Annotated in this window: 17 protein-coding genes; 7 read left to right on the top strand and 10 right to left on the bottom strand. The window is 64.1% G+C overall.

Annotated elements, in window-relative coordinates:
• Positions 1–167 precede the first annotated feature (167 nt).
• Positions 168–1,541 (top strand): 2-oxoadipate dioxygenase/decarboxylase HglS, encoded by a 1,374-nt coding sequence (gene hglS, locus B3397_RS01055; RefSeq protein ID WP_296246455.1) that lies wholly within the window; start codon positions 168–170, stop codon positions 1,539–1,541.
• A gap of 268 nt (positions 1,542–1,809) precedes the next feature.
• On the opposite strand, the gene B3397_RS01060 is transcribed toward hglS, so the two are convergent.
• Positions 1,810–3,801, bottom strand: a complete 1,992-nt coding sequence (locus B3397_RS01060) for a methyl-accepting chemotaxis protein (protein ID WP_296246457.1) — start codon at positions 3,799–3,801, stop codon at positions 1,810–1,812.
• 224 nt (positions 3,802–4,025) lie between these two features.
• Complete coding sequence (locus B3397_RS01065) at positions 4,026–4,946, bottom strand: LysR substrate-binding domain-containing protein (protein ID WP_296246459.1); 921 nt, start codon at positions 4,944–4,946, stop codon at positions 4,026–4,028.
• 158 nt (positions 4,947–5,104) lie between these two features.
• Between B3397_RS01065 and B3397_RS01070 the strand changes: the two genes are divergently transcribed.
• The gene (locus tag B3397_RS01070) at positions 5,105–6,550 is read left to right on the top strand and encodes a NorM family multidrug efflux MATE transporter (protein WP_296246461.1); all 1,446 of its coding nucleotides are present in this window, start codon (positions 5,105–5,107) and stop codon (positions 6,548–6,550) included.
• Here the strand turns inward: B3397_RS01070 and B3397_RS01075 are convergent.
• Positions 6,465–8,138, bottom strand: coding sequence for a putative bifunctional diguanylate cyclase/phosphodiesterase (locus B3397_RS01075; RefSeq protein ID WP_296246464.1), 1,674 nt, complete (start codon positions 8,136–8,138; stop codon positions 6,465–6,467). The two genes, B3397_RS01070 and B3397_RS01075, sit on opposite strands and share 86 nt — an antisense overlap.
• A 241-nt stretch (positions 8,139–8,379) precedes the next feature.
• On the opposite strand from B3397_RS01075, the gene rep reads away from it, so the two are divergent.
• Positions 8,380–10,389, top strand: coding sequence for a DNA helicase Rep (gene rep, locus B3397_RS01080; RefSeq protein WP_296246466.1), 2,010 nt, complete (start codon positions 8,380–8,382; stop codon positions 10,387–10,389).
• Positions 10,390–10,445: 56 nt separating this feature from the next.
• Positions 10,446–11,018 (top strand): xanthine phosphoribosyltransferase, encoded by a 573-nt coding sequence (locus tag B3397_RS01085; RefSeq protein ID WP_296246468.1) that lies wholly within the window; start codon positions 10,446–10,448, stop codon positions 11,016–11,018.
• 133 nt (positions 11,019–11,151) lie between these two features.
• Here B3397_RS01085 and B3397_RS01090 read toward each other — a convergent pair whose 3' ends face one another.
• The 5 genes from B3397_RS01090 to dadA all read right to left on the bottom strand — a co-directional run bounded on the left by B3397_RS01090 (position 11,152) and on the right by dadA (position 16,948).
• Entirely contained in the window at positions 11,152–13,101 is a 1,950-nt protein-coding gene (locus tag B3397_RS01090; RefSeq protein WP_296246470.1) for an acetyl-CoA hydrolase/transferase C-terminal domain-containing protein, read from the bottom strand.
• 121 nt (positions 13,102–13,222) lie between these two features.
• Entirely contained in the window at positions 13,223–13,633 is a 411-nt protein-coding gene (locus B3397_RS01095; RefSeq protein ID WP_296246550.1) for a c-type cytochrome, read from the bottom strand.
• Between the two features lie 81 nt (positions 13,634–13,714).
• Complete coding sequence (locus B3397_RS01100) at positions 13,715–14,263, bottom strand: cupin domain-containing protein (protein WP_296246472.1); 549 nt, start codon at positions 14,261–14,263, stop codon at positions 13,715–13,717.
• A gap of 237 nt (positions 14,264–14,500) precedes the next feature.
• A complete protein-coding gene (gene alr, locus B3397_RS01105) occupies positions 14,501–15,568 on the bottom strand; it encodes an alanine racemase (protein WP_296246474.1) in 1,068 nt (355 codons plus the stop codon).
• Positions 15,569–15,646: 78 nt separating this feature from the next.
• Entirely contained in the window at positions 15,647–16,948 is a 1,302-nt protein-coding gene (dadA, locus tag B3397_RS01110; RefSeq protein WP_296246476.1) for a D-amino acid dehydrogenase, read from the bottom strand.
• 156 nt (positions 16,949–17,104) lie between these two features.
• Here dadA and dadR point away from each other — a divergent pair, with 156 nt between their 5' ends.
• Positions 17,105–17,593, top strand: a complete 489-nt coding sequence (gene dadR, locus B3397_RS01115) for a transcriptional regulator DadR (protein ID WP_296246478.1) — start codon at positions 17,105–17,107, stop codon at positions 17,591–17,593.
• A gap of 132 nt (positions 17,594–17,725) precedes the next feature.
• Here dadR and B3397_RS01120 read toward each other — a convergent pair whose 3' ends face one another.
• Positions 17,726–18,079: a YkgJ family cysteine cluster protein gene (locus B3397_RS01120; RefSeq protein ID WP_296246479.1), complete on the bottom strand. Its 354-nt coding sequence runs from the start codon at positions 18,077–18,079 to the stop codon at positions 17,726–17,728.
• A gap of 111 nt (positions 18,080–18,190) precedes the next feature.
• Here B3397_RS01120 and B3397_RS01125 point away from each other — a divergent pair, with 111 nt between their 5' ends.
• Positions 18,191–19,483, top strand: a complete 1,293-nt coding sequence (locus B3397_RS01125) for an NAD(P)/FAD-dependent oxidoreductase (protein ID WP_296246481.1) — start codon at positions 18,191–18,193, stop codon at positions 19,481–19,483.
• 135 nt (positions 19,484–19,618) lie between these two features.
• Here the strand turns inward: B3397_RS01125 and B3397_RS01130 are convergent, their stop codons facing one another.
• The gene (locus B3397_RS01130) at positions 19,619–19,855 is read right to left on the bottom strand and encodes a DUF1127 domain-containing protein (RefSeq protein ID WP_296246484.1); all 237 of its coding nucleotides are present in this window, start codon (positions 19,853–19,855) and stop codon (positions 19,619–19,621) included.
• 165 nt (positions 19,856–20,020) lie between these two features.
• Between B3397_RS01130 and B3397_RS01135 the strand changes: the two genes are divergently transcribed.
• Positions 20,021–21,460 (top strand): PLP-dependent aminotransferase family protein, encoded by a 1,440-nt coding sequence (locus B3397_RS01135; protein ID WP_296246486.1) that lies wholly within the window; start codon positions 20,021–20,023, stop codon positions 21,458–21,460.
• The last annotated feature ends 3 nt before the right edge of the window (positions 21,461–21,463 follow it).

Here is a 21,463-nt window from a genome sequence, read left to right on the forward strand (position 1 = left end):
CCTGGGGGAGAGGGAGCTGATCGGCGGTGTGGGGGAGACCCTGTTTCGCCGCCCGAGGGCCGTGACTAACCTGAGCCACAGGAATGACCCCCGCACTTTTTTTCGCTTGATCCAGCACATCATTCCCCGCTCTCATACGCCTGACCTATTCATCCAGGACTCGCCCCATGCCTTTCGTCAGCCCCGACCAGACCCGCGCCGCGTTTTCCCGCGCCATGTCCGATATGTACAAGCAGGAGGTGCCGCTGTACGGCGACCTGATGAATCTGGTGGGTGAGGTCAATCGGCAGTGCCTGGCCGATCGGCCCGGGCTGAGCGAATCGCTGCAACGCACCGGCGAGATCCAGCGCCTGGACGCCGAGCGCCATGGGGCCATCCGGGTCGGTACGGCGGAGGAGCTGGCGACCATCGCCCGCCTGTTTGCGGTGATGGGCATGCAGCCGGTGGGCTATTACGACCTCACCTCGGCGGGCGTACCGGTCCACTCCACCGCCTTCCGCGCTGTCCACGAGCAGGCTTTGCAGGTCAGTCCGTTCCGCGTGTTTACCTCATTGCTGCGCCTGGAGCTGATCGACGATCAGCCCCTGCGCGAGCTGGCCGAACAGCTGCTGGGGCAGCGGCAGATTTTCACCGATCGCTGCCTGGCGTTGATCGAACAGTTCGAACGCGAGGGCGGGCTGGAACAGGCCGAATCCGACGACTTTGTGCAGCAGGCGCTGGAAACCTTCCGCTGGCACCATGACGCCACGGTCAGCGCCGAACAGTACCAGCGCTTGCATGATGCCCACCGGCTGATCGCCGATGTGGTGGCGTTCAAGGGGCCGCACATCAACCACCTGACCCCGCGTACGCTGGATATCGACGCGGTACAGGCGCAGATGCCGAGCAAGGGCATCACGCCCAAGGCGGTCATCGAAGGCCCGCCGCCACGCCGGCACCCCATCCTGCTGCGTCAGACCAGCTTCAAGGCACTGCAGGAACAGGTAGCGTTCACGGATCAGCAGGGTGACGCCGCTGGCAGCCACACCGCGCGGTTTGGTGAGATCGAGCAGCGTGGCGCGGCGTTGACGCCCGCCGGTCGAGCGTTGTACGACCGGCTGTTGAACGCCTCGCGGGCGGCCTTGGCGGGCTTTCCCAGTGAGGGCAACGCCGATGAGTACATGCGTTTGCTGGGCGAGCAGTTCAGTGAGTTCCCTGATGACCTGGCGCAGATGCGTGAGCAAGGGTTGGCGTTCTTTCGCTATTTCGTAACCGGGCAGCCGCGCCAGGACGCGACCACGCTGGCGGCATTGATCGCCAATGGCGCGGTGCGGTATGAGCCGCTGGTGTATGAGGATTTCCTGCCGGTGAGTGCGGCCGGAATCTTTCAGTCGAACCTGGGTGACAATGCTCAGGTGGAGTATGGCGTGGGGTCCAGCCAGGAGGCTTTTCACCAGGCGCTGGGGCGCGCGGTGCTGGACGAGCTGGGGTTGTATGCCGAGACGGAGCGGCGTTCGTTGGAAGATTGTGCGAGCCGGTTGGGGGTGGCGGGGTTGGGTTGATCGAGGGGCGTCAGGGCGGGCCTCTTCGCGGCTTGACGCCGCTCCTACAGGGGTAGGTGGGGTGGTCAGATGGGGTGGCGTCAATGAAGACGCCATCGCGGGCAGAGCCCGCTCCCACAGGGGGGTGGAGTGCGCCGGGGTGGGGTGTCAATATGGGCGCCATCGCGGGCAGGGCCCGCTCCCGCAGGGGGTGGGCCAGGGACACTGGCGACTGTCCCTGTAGGAGCGGCGTGCAGCCGCGAAGGCGCCAGCCGCGTCACCGCAGCCCTCAGCGCCCGCCGCCCACTCTGAACCGGTTCACTTCCTGGCGCAGTTCCGCCGCCAGACCTTCCAGCTCCCGCGCTGTCTGCGCCAGGTTCGACACCACCTCCCGCTGCTCGCTGTTGGTCATCGCAATGCTCTGCAGATTGCTGCTCAACATCGTTGCCGTGCTGCTCTGCTCCTGGGTGGCGGTGCTGATGGCGTCGAACTGATGACCCGCCGAGCGGCTCTGTTCATCGATCTGGGCCAGCGCCTGGGCCACCTTGGCGTTACGCGACAAGCCCTCGCGCATCAGCACATTGCCCTGCTCCATGGTGCTCACCGCGTTGGCGGTTTCCTGCTGGATGCTGCCGATCATGCCGGAAATCTCGTCGGTGGCCTGACGGGTGCGCGAAGCGAGGCTGCGTACCTCATCGGCCACCACGGCAAAGCCGCGCCCCTGCTCACCTGCCCGCGCCGCCTCGATGGCAGCGTTCAAGGCCAGCAGGTTGGTCTGCTCGGCAATCGAGGTGATCACCCCGACGATGCCGCCAATTTCCTGAGAGCGCTGACCCAAGGTATTGATCACCGTCGCCGTGCTGTTCAAGGCCCCGGCGATCTGCTCCAGGGAATTGGATGCCTCGTCCATGGACGCCCGGCCAATGCGTGTCTGCTGGGCGTTGTCCTGCGCCAGCTTCTGGGTATGCCCCATGTTGTCGGCGATATCCAGGGACGTGGCGCTGAACTCCTCCACCGCCCCGGCCATGCTGGTGATTTCTCCGGACTGCTGCTCCATGCCCTCATAGGCGCCCGATGACAGACCCGACAAGGTTTGCGCCCGACCGCTGACTTCGTGGGCGGCCGTGCGGATATGCACCACCATGTTGGCCAACGCTTCGCCCATGTGGTTGAAGCTGCCGGCCAGCTGGCCGATTTCATCGTTGCTGGTGACCTTCAGGCGCGCATCCAGATCGCCCGCACCCAGTGCTTGAGCCTGTTGTACCAGATCGCCCAGTGGACGCAGCTTGCTGCGCAGCAGCCAGATCGCGGCGCCCACCGCAATCAGCATGGCCAGCAGGCTACCGATGGCCAGTTGCGTGCCGACGCTCCAGGTCACCGCATCGATCTCGGTCTTGGGCATGCTGGCAACCACGCTCCAGGGGCCACCTTCGAAGGTGACCGCCTCGGAAAAAATGTCCTGCTTGCCATCGTTCCAGAAGCGCCCCTTGCCATCGAAGCGCGCCAGGTCGGCCAGGCTCTTGGCTGCGGCCGCTGGATCATTGACGTTGGCGGGCGGCACCAACCAGCGGTTCTGTTCGTCGAGCAGCGCCAGGGAGCCGGTCTGGCCGATACGGAAGCGCTGCAGGTTGGCGAACTGGGTGTTCTGCGCATCGGTGTAATCGAAACCCACGAACAGCACGGCGATCACTTGCCCGCTGCTGTCACGCACTGGGGTGTACTGAGTCATGTAGGACCGCTCGAACAGCACCGCGCGGCCAATGTAACTCTGCCCGTCCAGCAGTCGCTGATAAGCCGGGTGGGCGTGATCCAGCGCCGTACCGATGGCGCGGCTGCCGTCCTGCTTGGTCAAGGACGTGCTGATGCGCACGAACTCGGCGCCGCTGCGCACGAACACCGTGGCCACGCCTGCGGTGAGCTGCTTGAAGTTGTCGACTTCGGTGAAATCGTTGTTCAACGCCTGGCCGCCCAGTCGCAAGGTCGGCGTCTGCAGATTGGCCACACTCACCGGTTCATCGGTGTGCAGGCTCAGGCCGCCGGCAAAGCGCTTCTCGAACAGCCCGCTCAGGCGCTGGGTGCTTTCCTTGAGGGTGCTGTGGAACGTGGTCAGTTGATCGGCCAGCAACCGCGCCTCACTGGCCATGTGCTGCTCACGGATCGCCAGGTTGGCGGTGTCCAGTGAACGCAGGGCAAAGGCAGTGCTGGCAGTGATGACCACAGCAAGGATCACCGCCAGGGCAATTCCGAGTTGAGTGGCGATCCGGGCGCGGGGTTGAGACATGGGGGTAGCTCCAGGGAAAGCGGCTGCTGGGGGTGTCGGGGAGAGATGCGTTGGCCCTGCGGACTCTCTCGTGGGCAGAGCCCGCTCCCACAGGGGATCTTTGGCGCTGCCCGCGACGAGGCCTGCCCAGGCAACAAAGAAAACGCCCCTGACACCCCACAAAATTCATCGGTAACTCTTCTTCGGCTATGCGCCTGAATACTTGAGCGTCGGGGTGCGGCAATTCAACGCAGAATCTCCACTGATGGCAATACCATGGCATCGACTTCCGACTGAAGAAACGTACCCAGACGTAACAGCCGCTCCGACCCTGGCCGGGTCCTGGGCCACACCAGATAATAGGATTCGCCACTGGCCACCGCCGTGGGCCAGGGCAGACTCAAGCGTCGCTGTGCGACATCTTCGGCCACCATCAGCAGATCACCGATCGACACACCGTAGCCACGGGCTGCGGCGATCATCCCCAGCTCCAGGGTATCGAAGGCCTGGCCGCCCTTGAGCGACACCTGCTCGGCCAGGTTCATGCGCTCCAGCCAGCTGCGCCAGTCACGACGGTCCGGGGTGGGGTGCAGCAATTCGGCCTGGGCCAGTTCGCGGACACCCCAGGGCTGGACGTCGATCAGCGCCGGTGAGCCGACCGGAATCAGCAGCTCGGGAAACAGCAGCGTCACTTCCCAGTCCGGGGGAAAGTTGCCGTTGCCCAGCAGCACCGCGCAGTCGAACGGCTCAAGGTTGAAGTCGACATGATCGATGTCCATCCAGGCACTGGTCAGCTGCACTTCGTTGCCAGGCTGCAAGTGCCGAAAACGGCTCAGCCTGGCCAGCAACCAGCGCATGGTCAGGGTCGAGGGGGCCTTCATGCGCAGGATATCGTCCTCACTGCGCAGCGTCGCACAGGCCCGCTCCAGTGCCGCGAAGCCGTCTCGAACCCCGGGCAGCAGCATGCGCGCCGACTCGCTCAGGGTGAGGGTGCGGCCATTGCGCTGAAACAGGCGGCAGCCGAAATGCTCCTCCAGCGTGCGAATATGGCGACTGACTGCGCTCTGAGTAATCGATAACTCATCCGCGGCACGGGTGAACGAGCTGTGGCGAGCGGCCGCTTCGAAGGCCCGCAGCGCGTACAGAGGCGGTAGCCTGCGCGACATAGCGAAATTCCCTGTAAACCAGATCTGACTGCTTGATCAAAAATTACCCACATGAGTATTACTCATGTCAGGTATCGTTTTTATCCTTTTGTGCATTGGCCGCGCAAGGCCGAGAATCCACCGTCCCATTTCTCCTTCATCGGATCGAGCCGGACACCATGCACGCGAACGCACGTATCGAACTTCGAGCCCTTCTTCGGTTGGCGGGGCCGTTGATCGCCTCGCAGTTGGCGCACATGCTCATGGTCCTCACCGACACCCTGATGATGGCTCGCCTGAGCCCAGAGGCGCTGGCCGGCGGTGGGCTGGGCGCGGCCAGCTACTCGTTCGTGTCGATCTTCTGCATCGGGGTGATCGCCGCCGTAGGCACCCTGGTGTCGATCCGCAAGGGCGCTGGGGACACCGAGGGCGTTACCCGCCTGACCCAGGCCGGTCTGTGGCTGGCATGGTTGATGGCCATCGTCGCCGCCGCGCTGCTGTGGAATCTGGGGCCGGTGCTGTCGCTGCTGGGCCAGACCCCTGCGAACGTGGCGTTCGCCACCCAGTTCCTGTTGCTGCTGCCGTTGGCGGTGCCCGGCAACCTGAGTTTCATGGCGTTGCGCGGGTTCACCGCAGCACTGGGCCATGCGACGCCGGTGATGGTCATCAGCATCATCGCTACGGTGGCCAACTTCCTGCTCAACTACGCCTTCATCGAAGGCCTGTTCGGCCTGCCCAAGCTGGGCCTGGTGGGCATCGGCATGGTCACGGCAATCATCAGCAACCTGATGGCCATTGCCCTGGCGTTGTACATCCGCCACCACAGCGCCTACAAAGCCTATCCGCTGCTGCGTGGCCTGGGCCGGCTGAATGGGCCGGCGCTGCGCGAGCTATGGCGGCTGGGCTTGCCGATCGGCGGCACCTACGCGGTCGAGGTCGGCTTGTTCGCCTTCGCCGCGCTGTGCATCGGCACCATGGGCAGCACCCAGTTGGCCGGGCATCAGATTGCCCTGCAGATCGTTTCGGTAGCGTTCATGGTGCCCGCCGGCATGTCCTACGCAGTGACCATGCGCATCGGCCAGCACTATGGCGCCGGGCAACTGCTGCAGGCACGGCTTGCCGGGCGGGTGGGGATCGGCTTTGGCGCCATGGTCATGCTGGCCTTCGCCGCGCTGTTCTGGCTGGCGCCGAACCCTTTGGTAGGGCTGTTTCTCGATCAATCGGACCCGGCCTTTCAGGGCGTGATCAAGATGGCCGTGAGCCTGTTGGCGATTGCCGCCTGGTTCGAGATGTTCGATGGTATTCAGACCATCGCCATGGGCGCGATTCGCGGCCTCAAGGATGCCAAGACGACCTTTCTGGTGGGCCTGTTCTGCTACTGGGTCATTGGCGCGCCAGCCGCGTGGCTGCTGGCCTTTCAGTTCGATTTGGGCCCGGTCGGCGTCTGGTGGGGGTTGGCGCTGGGCCTGCTGTGCTCGGCCGTCAGCCTGACCCTGGCGTTCGAATGGCGCCTGCGCCGCCTGCAGCGCCTGGCCGCGATCAATGACGCGGCAGCACCAGCGCCTGTTGTGCCTGGCCAAAGCGCAGATAGGCCTGCAGTTCGTCCAGAGGCAGAGGCCTGCTGATCAGGAAGCCCTGCACCTGATCGCAGCCGAAGCCGCGCAGCAGTGCCAGTTGCTCCGGGGTTTCGACACCTTCGGCCACCACCTTGAGGTCCAGGTTGTGGGCCAGGTTGATCATGGCGTGCACCAGCTTGGCGTGTTCCGGGCGCTGCTCCATACCGCCGACGAAGCTCTTGTCCACCTTGAGCAGCGCTATGGGCAGGCTGCTCAGGTGCACGAACGAGGAGAAGCCGGTGCCGAAGTCGTCCAGGGAAAACTGTACGCCCAGCCGCCCCAGGGCATCCATGGTCTGCTTGACCTGATCGTTGCGCCGCATCACTGCGGTTTCGGTCAACTCGAACTCCAGCCAGCTGGCGTCCACCCCGCGCTCCTCGATCAGGCGGCCCAGGGTCGCCAGCAGCTGGCTGTCCTGAAACTGCCGGAACGACAGGTTGACCGCCATGTGCAGCGGCGCCAGACCCGCCTCGCGCAACGCCTGCATGTCACGCAGGGCGCGGGCGATGACCCAGTAGCCCAGGGGCACGATCAGACCGCTCTGTTCGGCCAGCGGCACGAACTCGCTGGGGGGCAATATGCCGCGTTCGCGGTGACGCCAGCGCACCAGCGCTTCGAGGCCGACGATGCGGTTGCCGGCCAGGTCCAGGCGCGGCTGGTAATGCAGCTCCAGTTCGTCGCGGCGCAGGGCCCGGCGCAACTCGCTCTCCAGGTCGGCCAGGCTGCGGGCGTTGCGGTTGATGCGCTCGTTGAACAGGTGATAGGTACAGCCCTGAGTGCTCTTGGCCTGCTGCATGGCGATGTGTGCGTGCCACATCAGCGGGTCGGCGCCGGCACCGGCGCGGGCATGCGCCATGCCCAGGCTGCAGCCGATCAGCAGGCTTTCGCCATCCACCCAGTAGGGTTCGGCCAGGGCCTGAACGATGTTTTCGGCCAGGCGCTCGACCCGCGTGGTGTCGCGGCGGGTGTCGATCAACAGCGCGAACTCATCGCTGCCCAGCCGCGCCACCTGATCGCCCGCTTCCAGCTGGCCCTTGAGTCGTGCCACCACTTGCAAGATCAAACGGTCGCCGGCCTGATGGCCAAGGGCGTCGTTGGCGTGGCGGAAATTGTCCAGATCCAGATGGCCCAGCGCCACGCCGCGCCCGTCCTGCTCGGCCAGACGCCCGGCCAGCAGGGTCTGGAAGCCCTGCCGGTTGGCGATGCCGGTCAAGGGGTCCTGCTCGGCCAGACGCTGCAAGGTGCTTTCCAACAGCCCACGCTCGTGCACATGGCGCAGGCAGCGGCGCAGGGTATCGACGCTCAGGGTACGTTGCACCAGCCAGTCGCTCACGCCCAGCGGTGGCGTCAGCGGCTCATCTTCGAGCAGCAGGATGGTGGGCAGCGGACAGCGTCCGGGCGCCGGTTGCAGCGCCGGGGTGCTGAGCAGCAAGGCACTGCGCTCGTCACCGAACAGATTGGCGACGGCGTCCCAGGAGGGCGCGCTGACCAACGCCACGGTATTGCCCAGCGGCGCCAGACACTCTCGCAGCGCTACAGCCCACGCGCGATCATGTGCCAGGAGCAGCAACCGCACGGGTTCGACAGGCGTAGACAAACGGGCTCCTTAGGACAGATTCACAGTCATATCGATAGCGGGAGACTCTTTAGGACAGAGGCTGGGGCTGGGCTGGCCAGTAGCCCACAGCGGTTCCGGTCCCGAGCACGCGTCAACGTGTGTCCACATCCTGCTGCAAAGTATCGAAACCGGCAAATTTAAATGGATCTGCGGTCACGGCAACGCTGCGCGAGCAGTGCTAAAATGCCCGGCCATTTCGTCAGTGACCCACTCCCCTGTCATGTCCCGACTCAATCCCCGGCAGCAAGAAGCCGTGAACTACGTCGGCGGCCCTCTTCTGGTGCTCGCCGGCGCAGGCTCCGGCAAAACCAGCGTGATCACCCGCAAGATTGCGCACCTGATCCAGAATTGCGGCATCCGTGCCCAGTACATCGTCGCCATGACCTTCACCAACAAGGCCGCCCGCGAGATGAAGGAACGGGTCGGCACCCTGCTGCGCGCCGGTGAGGGCCGCGGCCTGACGGTGTCGACCTTCCACAACCTGGGCCTGAACATCATCCGCAAGGAGCACACGCGCCTGGGCTTCAAGCCGGGCTTCTCGATTTTCGACGAAGCCGACGTGAAGGCATTGATGACCGACATCATGCAGAAGGAGTATTCCGGGGACGATGGCGTCGACGAGATCAAGAACATGATCGGCGCCTGGAAGAACGACCTCATTCTGCCGCCCGAGGCCCTGGAGAATGCGCGCAACCCCAAGGAACAGACCGCAGCCATCGTCTACACCCATTACCAGCGCACCTTGCGCGCGTTCAACGCGGTGGATTTCGACGACCTGATCCTGTTGCCGGTGAAGCTGTTCCAGGAGCACGCCGACATTCTGGAAAAATGGCAGAACCGCGTGCGCTACCTGCTGGTGGACGAATATCAGGACACCAACGCCAGCCAATACCTGCTGGTGAAGCTGCTGATCGGTACGCGCAACCAGTTCACCGTAGTGGGTGACGACGACCAGTCGATCTATGCCTGGCGCGGCGCGCGCCCGGAAAACCTGATGCTGCTCAAGGACGACTACCCCTCGCTGAAGGTGGTGATGCTGGAGCAGAACTACCGCTCCACCAGCCGCATCCTGCGCTGCGCCAACGTGTTGATTTCCAACAATCCCCACGCCTTCGAGAAGCAGCTGTGGAGCGAGATGGGCCACGGCGACGAAATCCGCGTGATCCGCTGCAAGAACGAGGACGCCGAGGCCGAGCGGGTGGCGGTGGAGATTCTCAGCCTGCACCTGCGCACCGACCGCCCCTACAGCGACTTCGCGATCCTCTATCGCGGCAACTACCAGGCCAAGCTGATCGAGCTCAAGCTTCAGCATCACCAGATTCCCTACCGGCTCAGTGGCGGCAACAGCTTTTTCGGCCGCCAGGAAGTGAAGGACCTGATGGCCTACTTCCGCCTGATCGTGAACCCGGACGACGACAACGCCTTTTTGCGGGTCATCAACGTGCCGCGCCGCGAGATCGGTTCCACGACCCTGGAAAAGCTCGGCAACTATGCCACCGAGCGCAAGATTTCGATGTACGCCGCCACCGACGAGATCGGCCTGGGCGAGCACCTGGACAGCCGCTTCACCGATCGCCTGGGGCGCTTCAAGCGCTACATGGACAAGGTCCGCGAGCAGTGCGCCGGCGAAGACCCGATCGGGGCCTTGCGCAGCATGGTCATGGACATCGACTACGAGCAATGGCTGCGCACCAACAGCTCCAGCGAAAAGGCCGCCGACTACCGCATGAGCAACGTCTGGTTTCTGGTCGAGGCGTTGAAGAACACCCTGGAAAAGGACGAGGACGGTGGCATGACCGTCGAGGAAGCCATCGGCAAGCTGGTGCTGCGCGACATGCTCGAGCGTCAGCAGGAGGAAGAAGAAGGTGCCGAGGGCGTGCAGATGATGACCCTGCACGCGTCCAAAGGCCTGGAGTTTCCCTATGTGTTCATCATGGGCATGGAGGAGGAAATCCTCCCGCACCGCTCCAGCATCGAAGCCGACACCATCGAGGAAGAGCGCCGCCTGGCCTACGTGGGCATCACCCGCGCGCGCCAGACCCTGGCCTTCACCTTCGCCGCCAAGCGCAAGCAGTACGGCGAGATCATCGACTGCGCGCCCAGCCGCTTCCTCGATGAACTGCCACCCGACGACCTGGCCTGGGAAGGCAACGACGACACCCCCACCGAAGTGAAAGCCGTGCGCGGCAACACGGCATTGGCCGATATCCGTGCCATGCTCAAACGCTGAATTCAACCCTGCCCTGGGCCCATCGGCCCGGCACACTGGAACATCGAGGAACCGCCGTGGAAGCACTGCACAAGAAGATTCGCGAAGAAGGCATCGTGCTTTCCGATCAGGTCCTGAAGGTCGACGCTTTTCTCAACCACCAGATCGATCCACTGCTGATGCAGCAGATCGGCGACGAGTTCGCGCGTTTGTTTGCCGATTCGGGTATCACCAAGATCGTCACCATCGAGGCCTCGGGCATTGCTCCGGCAGTGATGGCGGGCCTGCGCCTGGGTGTGCCGGTGATTTTCGCGCGCAAGCATCAATCCTTGACCCTCACCGAGAACCTGCTGGTGGCCTCGGTGTATTCCTTCACCAAGCAGACCGAAAGCACGGTGGCGATCTCACCGCGGCATCTGAACAGCAGCGACCATGTGCTGGTGATCGATGACTTCCTGGCCAACGGCAAGGCTTCCCAGGCGTTGATCTCGATCATCAAGCAGGCGGGGGCAACGGTGGCCGGGCTGGGTATCGTGATCGAGAAATCGTTCCAGGGTGGCCGCGCCGAACTGGACGCCCAGGGCTACCGCGTGGAATCGCTGGCGCGGGTGAAATCCTTGGCCGGAGGGGTGGTGACGTTCGTGGAGTGATCCATCGGCTGGTGGGCGACAGTGCTGGCCCCATCGCGGGCAGAGCCCGCTCCCACAGGGTTGTGTGAAACGCTTGGGATTATTTCAGATGATCCTGTGGGAGCGGGCTCTGCCCGCGATGGGGCCGCCCCTATCACCCCGTTACCGAACTGACCTGCTGCGGTTGTTCCGTCTCGCGCAACGCCGCCAGCAGCAACCGCTGATACAACTCCTCGCGTAGGCCCTGGGGTTCAACCAGATTCATGCGCTGCAGATGCTGCGGATAACACGACGCCTGCGGCGCATCCAGCGCTGCCTTGCCCAGCTCCAGAATCTCACTGAGCCTGAACTTGCTCTTCAGCCAGTTCAGCGCCCGCAGCAGGTCCTTCTCTTCGTCACTGAAATCACACCCCAGCGGGTACTCGGGAAACAGCGTGGCATGACGCGCCTGAATAGCCTGCAACCGCGCCGGGGTGTTGTCGGCAAACCGTGGCGCCAGCACGAAGTCCTTGGCCAGCTTGCCTGCCAGCTGCGCTTCTTCGATCAGGCTGGATTGAAAACGCGAGTCGCTGATATTGATCATCGCCTCGATCACCTCGGTGTCGGTCTTGCCACGCAGGTCGGCGATACCGTACTCGGTCACCACGATATCGCGCAGGTGCCTGGGGATGGTGCAATGGCCGTAGTCCCACAGCACATTGGAGCTGACCACCCCGCCCGACTCGCGCCAGCTGCGTAGAATCAGCACCGAGCGCGCGCCCTGCAAGGCATGCCCCTGGACCACAAAGTTGTACTGCCCGCCCACACCACTGATCACCCGACCGTCTTCGAGCTGATCGGACACCGCCGCGCCCATCACCGTGGCGGTGAACACCGTATTGACGAAGCGCGCATCACGGCGCTGCAAGCGCTTGAGCGGCTCCTGGCCATACAGTTCGTTGATGTAGCTGATGGCGGTCATGTCGAACTGTTGCAAGCGGCTGCGAGGCAGGTCGCGCAGCCGCTGGTAGAAGCTTTGCGGACCGACGAAGAAGCCGCCGTGCATGACCACCCCACCCACGTCGTCCTCGTCCGACAGTGCGCCTGCATTGGCGGCGGCCTGCCGGGCCACGTCGGGATAGACCTTGCGCCTTACCACCCCCGCCTCGGCCAGGGCCAGCAAGCCGTTGACGAACATCTCGCTGCAGCCGTACAACCCCTCGGCAAACGGCTCGCGGCCGCCTTCACGCTCGATCAGCGTCTGCCAGGGCGACAGATCGAGTTCGTCGAGCAGCGCCTGATAGCCCGCACTGTCGGCCTGGCGGGCCAACAGCGCGGCGGTCAGGGCATCGCCCATCGAACCGATGCCTATCTGCAACGTGCCGCCGTCGCGCACCAACGTGCTGGCATGCAGGCCAATGAAATGATCCTGGAACCCCACCGGCATGTTCGGCGTGGAGAACAGCGTACTGCGCTCGGGCTGATCGATCAGCAGATCGAAGGCGTCGCTGCCGATTTCAGCGCTGCCGGGCATGTAGGGCAGGTCGGCATGCACCTGGCCCAGCACCAGGATGGTTTCACCCGCCGCGCGACGCTCGGCGATCATCGGCAACAGGTCCAGGGTAATGTCAGGGTTGCAACTCAGGCTCAATTGCTCGGCATCGTCCGGATGCTGGCTGACCAGTTGCGCGACCAGGTTCAGGCCCTTGCCATTGATGTCCCGGGCGGCATGGCTGTAGTTGCTGCTGACGTAGCTCTGTTGGGCCATGTCACTGGCCAACAGGCTGCCCGGCTGCATGAAGAACTGCTGCACGGCGACGTTGGCCGGCAGCTCGCTGCGACGCAGGTCAGCCAGGAAATCGAATTCAGGGTAATCGCCGAACACCCGCTCGACGAAGGGTTCGAGCATGCGCTTTTGCAGCCCGTCACCGAGGGCCGGACGGCCGAGCACCAGAGCGGTATAAATCGTCAGACGGCGCTCGGGCAGGTGCTTGATACGGGCATACAAGGCGTTGACGAAGCGGTTGGGTTTGCCCACGCCCAGGGGCATGCCCATGTGAATATGGGCGGGCAGCCGCTCCAGGACCTGGTCCACGGCTTCTTCGATGGAGCATCTGTGGGCCATGGTGGGCCCTCCTGACCTGTTGTTTGCAGGTTGGACCAGGGTGGTAGCTGGATCGTTGCATGGGTGGGGGTTTTGCGCTCGCAGGGGACCCTTCACCCACCTCTCAACCCGAACCCATCCCCTACAACCCCGACATCTGCTTGATCGCCCCCATCAACTCCGCATCCGAGCAATCCTGGCACGTGCCCTTGGGCGGCATGGCATTGACCCCGCTGATCGCCTTGGCCAGCAGTCCATCGAGCCCACCCTGCTCGTCAGCGCGCTTTTTCCACGCGGGGGTGTCGGCAATCTTCGGCGCTTCCAACAGGCCGGTCGCATGGCAGGCGTTGCAGTGCTTGGCGATGATTGCATCGGCCGCTCGCGGCGCGCCGCCGGCGGCCACTGCCGTCACCACCACCCCCGGACAGTCCTTGCCTTGCACACACACCTTGCCCACAGGCTCCAGGCGCTTGGCGATCTCGTCTTTCACGGCGGCTTGGGAATGGATGGCTGGGAGCGTCAGGACAAGCAACGACACGGCCAGCATTTTCATTATTGTTATGGGATTCACGCCTGCACCCTCTCGTGGTGAAGATCGCCCGGCTGGCGGGCGATTGAGAGTATAGCGGCGGGCTTAGAAGTTCGCCGGGGTGGCGGCGCTGATCAAACGGGCGGGGGTGTCGAAGGGGTTGCGAAAGCGATGCGGCTTGGTGCTCTCGAAGTAGTAGCTGTCGCCCTCTTCGAGCACGAAGGTTTCCAGCCCCACCACCAGCTCCAGGCGGCCTTCCACCAGAATGCCGGTTTCCTCGCCCTCGTGGGTGAGCATCTCTTCGCCGGTGTCGGCGCCCGGCGGGTAGATCTCGCTGAGAAAGGCGATGGCCCGTGTGGCGTGCGCCTTGCCGACCAGCTTCATGGTCACCGCACCGTCGGAGATGTCGATGAGCTCGTTGGCCTTGTAGACGATCTGGGTGGCGCTTTCAGGCTGCAGCTCTTCGGAGAAGAACTCGACCATGGACATCGGAATCCCGCCCAGCACCTTGCGCAGGGAACTGATCGAGGGGCTGACGCTGTTCTTCTCGATCATGGAAATGGTGCTGTTGGTGACGCCCGCACGCTTGGCGAGTTCACGCTGGGACAAACCCTTGAGTTTGCGAATGGCTTGCAGTCGTTCGCCGACGTCCAATGCGGGAGCCTCCTGAATATCAGTGCAATGTGTGAGGCTGATATCATGGCAACAGCGTTCGGTATTTACAACAGATCAAGACAATGCCCCCGCGATCCCCTGTAGGAGCGGCGTCAAGCCGCGAAGGCGTCAGCCCTGGCGACACAGTCTTGGGATTTGTGGGTGGTCTTGCGGACGCCTTCGCGGCTTTACGCCGCTCCTACGGGCCGTTCCTGCGGGGGGAGGCGTGGGAGCAACTCATTCGTATACCAACGGCACTCGCCGCAGGTTGCAGAAGATCTGATAGGGAATGGTCCCCGCCGCCTGGGCAACATCACTGGCCAGCACGTGCTTGCCCCACAGTTCGACGGTGCTGCCGACGCCGGCGTGGGGCACGTCGGTGAGGTCGACGCCAAGCATATCCATCGACACCCGCCCCGCCAATTGCGCCATGGCGCCATCGACCCGCAGCGGCGTGCCGCTGGGCGCCAGGCGTGGATAGCCGTCGGCGTACCCCATGGCCACCACGCCTATCCGGCTCGGGCGCTGGGTGACGAAATGGGCGCCATAGCCCACCGCCTCACCCGCCGGCAGCTCGCGTACGCAGATCAGCTTGGATTCCAGGGTCATCACCGGCTGCAAACGCGCAGCCTGGGGCTGAGGTTCACCGAACGGCGTGGCGCCGTACAGCATGATGCCCGGACGCACCCAGTCACTGGGCACCTGTGGAAAACCCAATACCGCAGGCGAGTTACGCAGGCTGACCTGAGCCGCCAGCCCCTGACGTGCCTGTTCGAACACCACCAGTTGCTCTGCGGTGCTGCTGCTGTCCGGCTCGTCGGCGCGGGCGAAGTGGCTCATCAGCACGATCTTGCACACCTTGCCGCTGGCCAACAGGCGCTGATAGGCGCTCTGGTAATCCTTGGGGTGCAGGCCCACGCGGTGCATGCCCGAGTCCAGTTTCAACCACACCTGCAACGGTTTGCTCAGGGCCGCCTGCTCGATGGCCTCCAGTTGCCACAGCGAATGCACCACGCACCACAGGTCGTGGCGGTTGATCAGCTCCAGCTCGCTGGCCTCGAAAAAACCTTCGAGCAACAGCACCGGCGCCCGGATGCCCGCGGCACGCAGCTCCAGGGCTTCCTCGATGCACGCCACGGCGAAGCCATCGGCCTGGGTCTCCAGCGCCTGGGCACAACGCACTGCGCCATGACCATACGCATCGGCCTTGATCACGGCCAGGGCTTTGGCCCCGCTCAGTTCGCGGGCCAGACGGTAGTTGTGGCGCAGAGCCTGAAGGTCGATGAGGGCGCGAGCTGGACGCATGGCAATCTTCTTGTGCAGAGGGTCGACGACATAAAAAACCCAGGCCAAGCCTGGGCGAGAGAAACGAGTCAGCCAGGCTTACTGATGCGCCGGGGTGGTATGACCCTGGCGCGCCGCTTCCTGAAGCTTGCCGTAGCGCGAGATATCCAGCCCGGCTGCGCTGATCTGGGGCTTTTTACGCGCCATCAGGTCAGCGAGCAAGCGTCCCGAGCCGCAGGCCATGGTCCAGCCCAGCGTGCCGTGGCCGGTATTGAGGAACAGGTTCTTGAATGCCGTGGCGCCCACGATGGGTGTGCCGTCCGGCGTGGTGGGCCGCAGACCGGTCCAGAACGTGGCCTGGGCGAGGTCGCCACCCTGTGGGTAAAGATCGTTGACGATCATGTCCAGGGTTTCTCGACGCCGCGGATTGAGACTCAGGTCGAAGCCGGCGATTTCGGCCATGCCGCCCACCCGGATACGGTTGTCGAAGCGGGTGATCGCCACCTTGTAGCTTTCATCGAGAATGGTCGAGGTCGGTGCCATCGCCGGGTTGGTGATCGGCACGGTGAGCGAGTAGCCCTTGAGCGGGTACACCGGCGCCTTGATGCCCAGCGGCTTGAGCAGTTGCGGCGAATAGCTGCCCAGCGCCAGCACGTAGCGGTCGGCGGTTTCCAGCTTGCCGTCGATCCAGACGCCGTTGACCCGGTCGCCGGCGAAATCCAGACGTTCGATGGTCTGGCCGAAACGGAACTGCACACCCAGATCCCTGGCCATCTGCGCCAGGCGGGTGGTGAACATCTGGCAATCGCCGGTCTGGTCGTTGGGCAGGCGCAGGGCGCCGGCGAGAATGTCGGTGACCTGCGCCAGCGCCGGTTCGACCCGGGCAATGCCGGCGCGGTCGAGCAGCTCATAGGGCACGCCCGACTGCTCGAGCACGGCGATGTCCTTGGCGGCATTGTCCAGTTGTGCCTGAGTGCGGAACAGCTGGGTGGTGCCCAGGGTGCGACCTTCGTAGGCAATGCCGGTCTCGGCACGCAACTCGTCCAGGCAGTCGCGGCTGTACTCGGACAGGCGCACCATACGCTCCTTGTTCACCGCGTAACGGCTGGCAGTGCAGTTGCGCAGCATCTGCGCCATCCACAGGTACTGATCGATATCACCGGTGGGCTTGATGGCCAGGGGTGAGTGGCGCTCGAACAGCCATTTGATGGCCTTGAGTGGCACGCCGGGGGCAGCCCAGGGAGAGGCATAGCCGGGCGAGACCTGGCCGGCGTTGGCGAAGCTGGTCTCCATGGCCACACCGTCCTGGCGGTCCACCACGGTCACCTCGAAGCCTTGCCGCGCCAGGTAATAGGCACTGACGGTACCGATCACACCACTGCCAAGCACCATAACTCGCATGTGTTCTGCCCTCATCGCGTGAATCCGCTGATGTACGTTGTCTATTCCGAAGATGTGGGCAGTATAAAAAGGTCAAGCCAGTGCTTTTCACTATATGTGCGGCTATATTTGGCGAGAATTCTCGGCCAGAACCGCTTTTACGGAGGGGCATCGCCTATGCGCACCCAGCACCAGAGCAAACGCGAGCTCGACAAGATTGACCGCAATATCCTCAGAATATTGCAAGCCGACGGTCGTATCTCGTTCACCGAGCTGGGCGAGAAGGTAGGCCTGTCGACCACGCCCTGCACCGAGCGAGTCCGGCGCCTGGAGCGCGAAGGGATCATCATGGGCTATTTCGCCCGGCTCAATCCGCAGCATCTGCGCGGCAGCCTGCTGGTGTTCGTGGAGATCAGCCTCGACTACAAGTCTGGCGATACCTTCGAGGAGTTTCGCCGTGCGGTGCTCAAGCTGCCCCATGTGCTGGAATGCCATCTGGTGTCTGGGGATTTCGACTATCTGGTCAAGGCGCGGATTTCCGAGATGGCCTCGTATCGCAAGCTGCTCGGCGACATCCTGCTCAAGTTGCCCCATGTCCGGGAGTCCAAGAGCTACATCGTGATGGAAGAGGTAAAGGAGAGCCTGACGTTGCCGGTGCCGGATTGAGGGTGGTGTGTCAGGGCTGGCCTCATCGCGGGTAGAACCCGCTCCCACAAAGGCCTCTCTCGACGATCGGATCGTGGCGCAGATCCCCTGTGGGAGCGGGTTCTACCCGCGATGAGGCCCTCACTGACACCCTCAGACCAACACCTGCCGCGTACTGGCGATCAACTTGTGCACCTGACGCTCCACCGCCGCATCGATCATCTCCTCCGGGCGCCGGCCATTGGGGCATGGCAACCTAGGGGTGGTGCCGAACAGCCGACAGATCAACGGCCGCTCTTCATACACGGTGCAGCCCTGAGGCCCCAGGTGTACGCAGTTCAGCTCGGCCAGGGCGGCCTCCTGCTCGGCGGCGGTCTTGCGTGGCAGGCGAGCCATTTCCTCGGCTGAAGTGGTGACCGGTCCACAGCAGTCGTGACAGCCCGGCACGCACTCGAACGAAGGAATCTGCTCGCGCAGAAAGCGGATCTTGTGGCTGTTGCAGCTCATGTCGGGGTACCTGGGTTTCGAGCCGCCATTGTGCCGGGCGGTTGCCGCCATGGGAAACCCCGGCTTATGCTGCGTCCAATTTTCCGCACACGCGACACAGGATCACGCCCCATGGATGCCCGCTCCGAGCACGCCGTTTCGTACTACGCCGCCAGCAGCCACCGGCAGCCGGACTACCCTGCCCTGCTCGGCGAGGTCGGCGTTGACGTGTGCGTGGTCGGCGGCGGTTTCTCCGGGCTCAATACCGCCATCGAACTGGCCCAGCGTGGCCTCAGCGTGGCCTTGCTCGAAGCCCGCAAGATCGGCTGGGGCGCCAGTGGGCGCAACGGCGGACAGCTGATCCGCGGCGTCGGCCATGGTCTGGAACAGTTCCAGAAGGTCATCGGTGCCGAGGGCGTGCGCGACATGACCCTGATGGGCCTGGAGGCGGTGGAGATCGTGCGGCGCCGGGTGGAAGAGCATGCCATCGACTGCGACCTCACCTGGGGCTACTGCGACCTGGCCAACAAGCCCGGGGAACTGCAAGGTTTTCGCCAGGACGCCGAAGCCTTGCGCAGCCTGGGTTACCAGCACGATCTGCAGATCATCGAGGCTCAGGATATGCACAGCGTGGTCGGTTCCGACCGCTACCATGGCGGTCTGGTGGACATGGGCTCCGGCCATCTGCATCCGCTGAACCTGGCCCTGGGCGAGGCAGCGGTGGCGACCGGGTTGGGCGTGCAGGTATTCGAACATTCGCCGGTGACGCGCATCGACTACGGCCAGCGGGTGCGCGTGCACACCGCCCAGGGCCAGGTCAACGCAGGCTATCTGGTGCTGGCCTGCAATGCCTACCTGGGCGATCTGAACAAGGAGCTGAGCGGCAAGGTGCTGCCCGCCGGCAGCTACATCATTGCCACCGAACCGCTCAGCGAGGCGCAGGCACGGCAAGTGCTGCCACGCAATCTGGCCGTGTGCGACCAGCGTGTCACGGTGGATTACTACCGCCTCTCGGCGGACCGGCGCCTGCTGTTCGGCGGCGCCTGCCATTACTCCGGGCGTGACCCCAAGGACATCGGCGCCTACATGCGGCCAAAGATGCTGGAGGTATTCCCGCAACTGGCGGATGCGCGGATCGATTACCAGTGGGGCGGAATGATCGGCATCGGTGCCAATCGCCTGCCGCAGATCGGGCGTTTGAAGGAGCAGCCCAATGTGTTCCATGCCCAGGCGTACTCGGGCCATGGCCTGAACGCCACGCACCTGGCAGGCAAACTGCTGGGCGAGGCCATCAGCGGGCAGGCCAGCCGCGGTTTCGATCTGTTCGCCAAGGTCCCGCACATGACCTTCCCCGGTGGCAAGCACCTGCGTTCGCCACTGCTGGCGCTGGGGATGCTGTGGCACCGATTCAAGGAACTGGGCTAGCCGCCCCGCCCCCTTCGCGGCTGCACGCCGCTCCTACAGTCCCCTAGGAACGGCGTACACCCGCAACCCCAACCCCCACACACAACCCCTGTAGGAGCGGCGTTCAGCCGCGAAGGCGCCCGTCCAGCCACCCCATCACCCCCGCCAGAACGGCTTCATGCCTTCGCGCCGCGCCTCGAACGGGTCCAACCCGATATCCCTGAGCTGATCCGCATCCAGCTCCAACAACGCCGGACGGGTTTGCAGGCGATGGCGCCACAGCCCCCACCGTCCCAGCCCCGGTGGCGCGTCCTTGCGGCTAAACACCCGCCCCTGGGCGTCCAGCAATTCATCGGTGCGCAGCAACAGGCGTACATCGCTCAGGCCATTCATGTTCGCTTTCTCCATCAAGCTGGGTGACTGTAGCTAAATCATGCCCCTCCCGCGCAAACCATTACAGATCCAAAAACCTGCTATGTTCTCCATACAGAACCACCCCTTCCGCAAGTGAATGCTGTATTTTCCACCTATCTGTATGGGTCTTGTCAGGAGGCCAGCATGACGCTGTACATGAATCTCGCCGAGCTCCTCAGCGAACGCATCGAAAAGGGCCTCTACCGCCCCGGCGATCGCCTGCCCTCGGTGCGCGCCCTGAGCGTGGAGCACGGCGTCAGCCTGAGCACCGTGCAGCAGGCCTATCGCCAACTGGAAGACAACGGCCTGGCCGCACCACGACCCAAGTCCGGCTATTTCGTGCCCACCGCCCGGAACCTGCCGGCCCTGCCCGTGGTAGGCCGGCCCATGCAACGCCCGGTGGAGATTTCCCAGTGGGACCAGGTGGTGGATCTGGTCCGCGCGTCGCCGCGCAAGGACGTCGTGCAACTGGGCCGCGGCATGCCCGACGTCACCAGCCCGACACTACGACCGCTGCTGCGCGAACTGGCGCGGCTCAGCCGCCACCAGGACATGCCAGGGCTGTATTACGACACCCTGTATGGCAACGAGGGCCTGCGCGAGCAGATCGCCCGCCTGCTGGTCAACGCCGGCTGCCAACTGGGGGTGGCCGATCTGGTGGTCACCACCGGCTGTCATGAGGCGCTGTCGGCCAGCGTGCGCGCGATCTGCGAACCGGGCGACATCGTTGCCGTGGACTCGCCGAGCTTCTTCGGCGCCATGCAGACCCTCAAGGGGCTGGGCATGAAGGCCCTGGAGATTCCCACCGACCCCATCACCGGCATCAGCCTGGACGCCCTCGAACTGGCGCTGGAGCAATGGCCGATCAAAGCCATACAGCTGACCCCAAACTGCAACAACCCCTTGGGCTACGTCATGCCCGAAGCCCGCAAGCGCGCCCTGCTGACCCTGGCCCAACGCTTCGACGTGGCGATCATCGAAGACGATGTCTACGGCGACCTGGCGTTCAGCTACCCGCGGCCGCGCACCATCAAGTCGTTCGATGAAGACGGCCGAGTACTGCTGTGCAGTTCGTTCTCCAAGACCCTGGCCCCCGGCCTGCGCATCGGCTGGGTGGCGCCGGGGCGTTATCTGGAGCGTGTGCTGCACATGAAGTACATCGGCACCGGCTCCACCTCGACCCAGCCACAGTTGGCGATCGCCGAATTTCTCCGAGGCGGACACTTCGAGCCGCACCTGCGGCGCATGCGCACCCAGTACCAGCGCAGCCGCGACCTGATGATCGACTGGGTCACCCGGTACTTCCCGGCCGGGACCCGCTGCAGCCGACCCCAGGGCGGCTTCATGCTCTGGGTCGAGCTGCCGGAAGGCTTCGATACCTTGAAACTGAATCGTGCGCTGAATGAGCAAGGTGTGCAGATTGCCGTGGGCAGCATCTTCTCGGCATGCGGCAAGTACCGTAACTGCCTGCGTATGAACTTCGCGTCCAAGCCCAGTGCCGAGATCGAGGCTGCGGTAAGGAAGGTCGGTATCGCCGCAGCGCGTCAGCTGCAGGAAAATCCACTGACCGAGGCTGACCTTTGATCG

Origin of the sequence: Pseudomonas sp. UBA4194 (assembly GCF_002379585.1) — a bacterium.
Taxonomy (GTDB): domain Bacteria; phylum Pseudomonadota; class Gammaproteobacteria; order Pseudomonadales; family Pseudomonadaceae; genus Aquipseudomonas.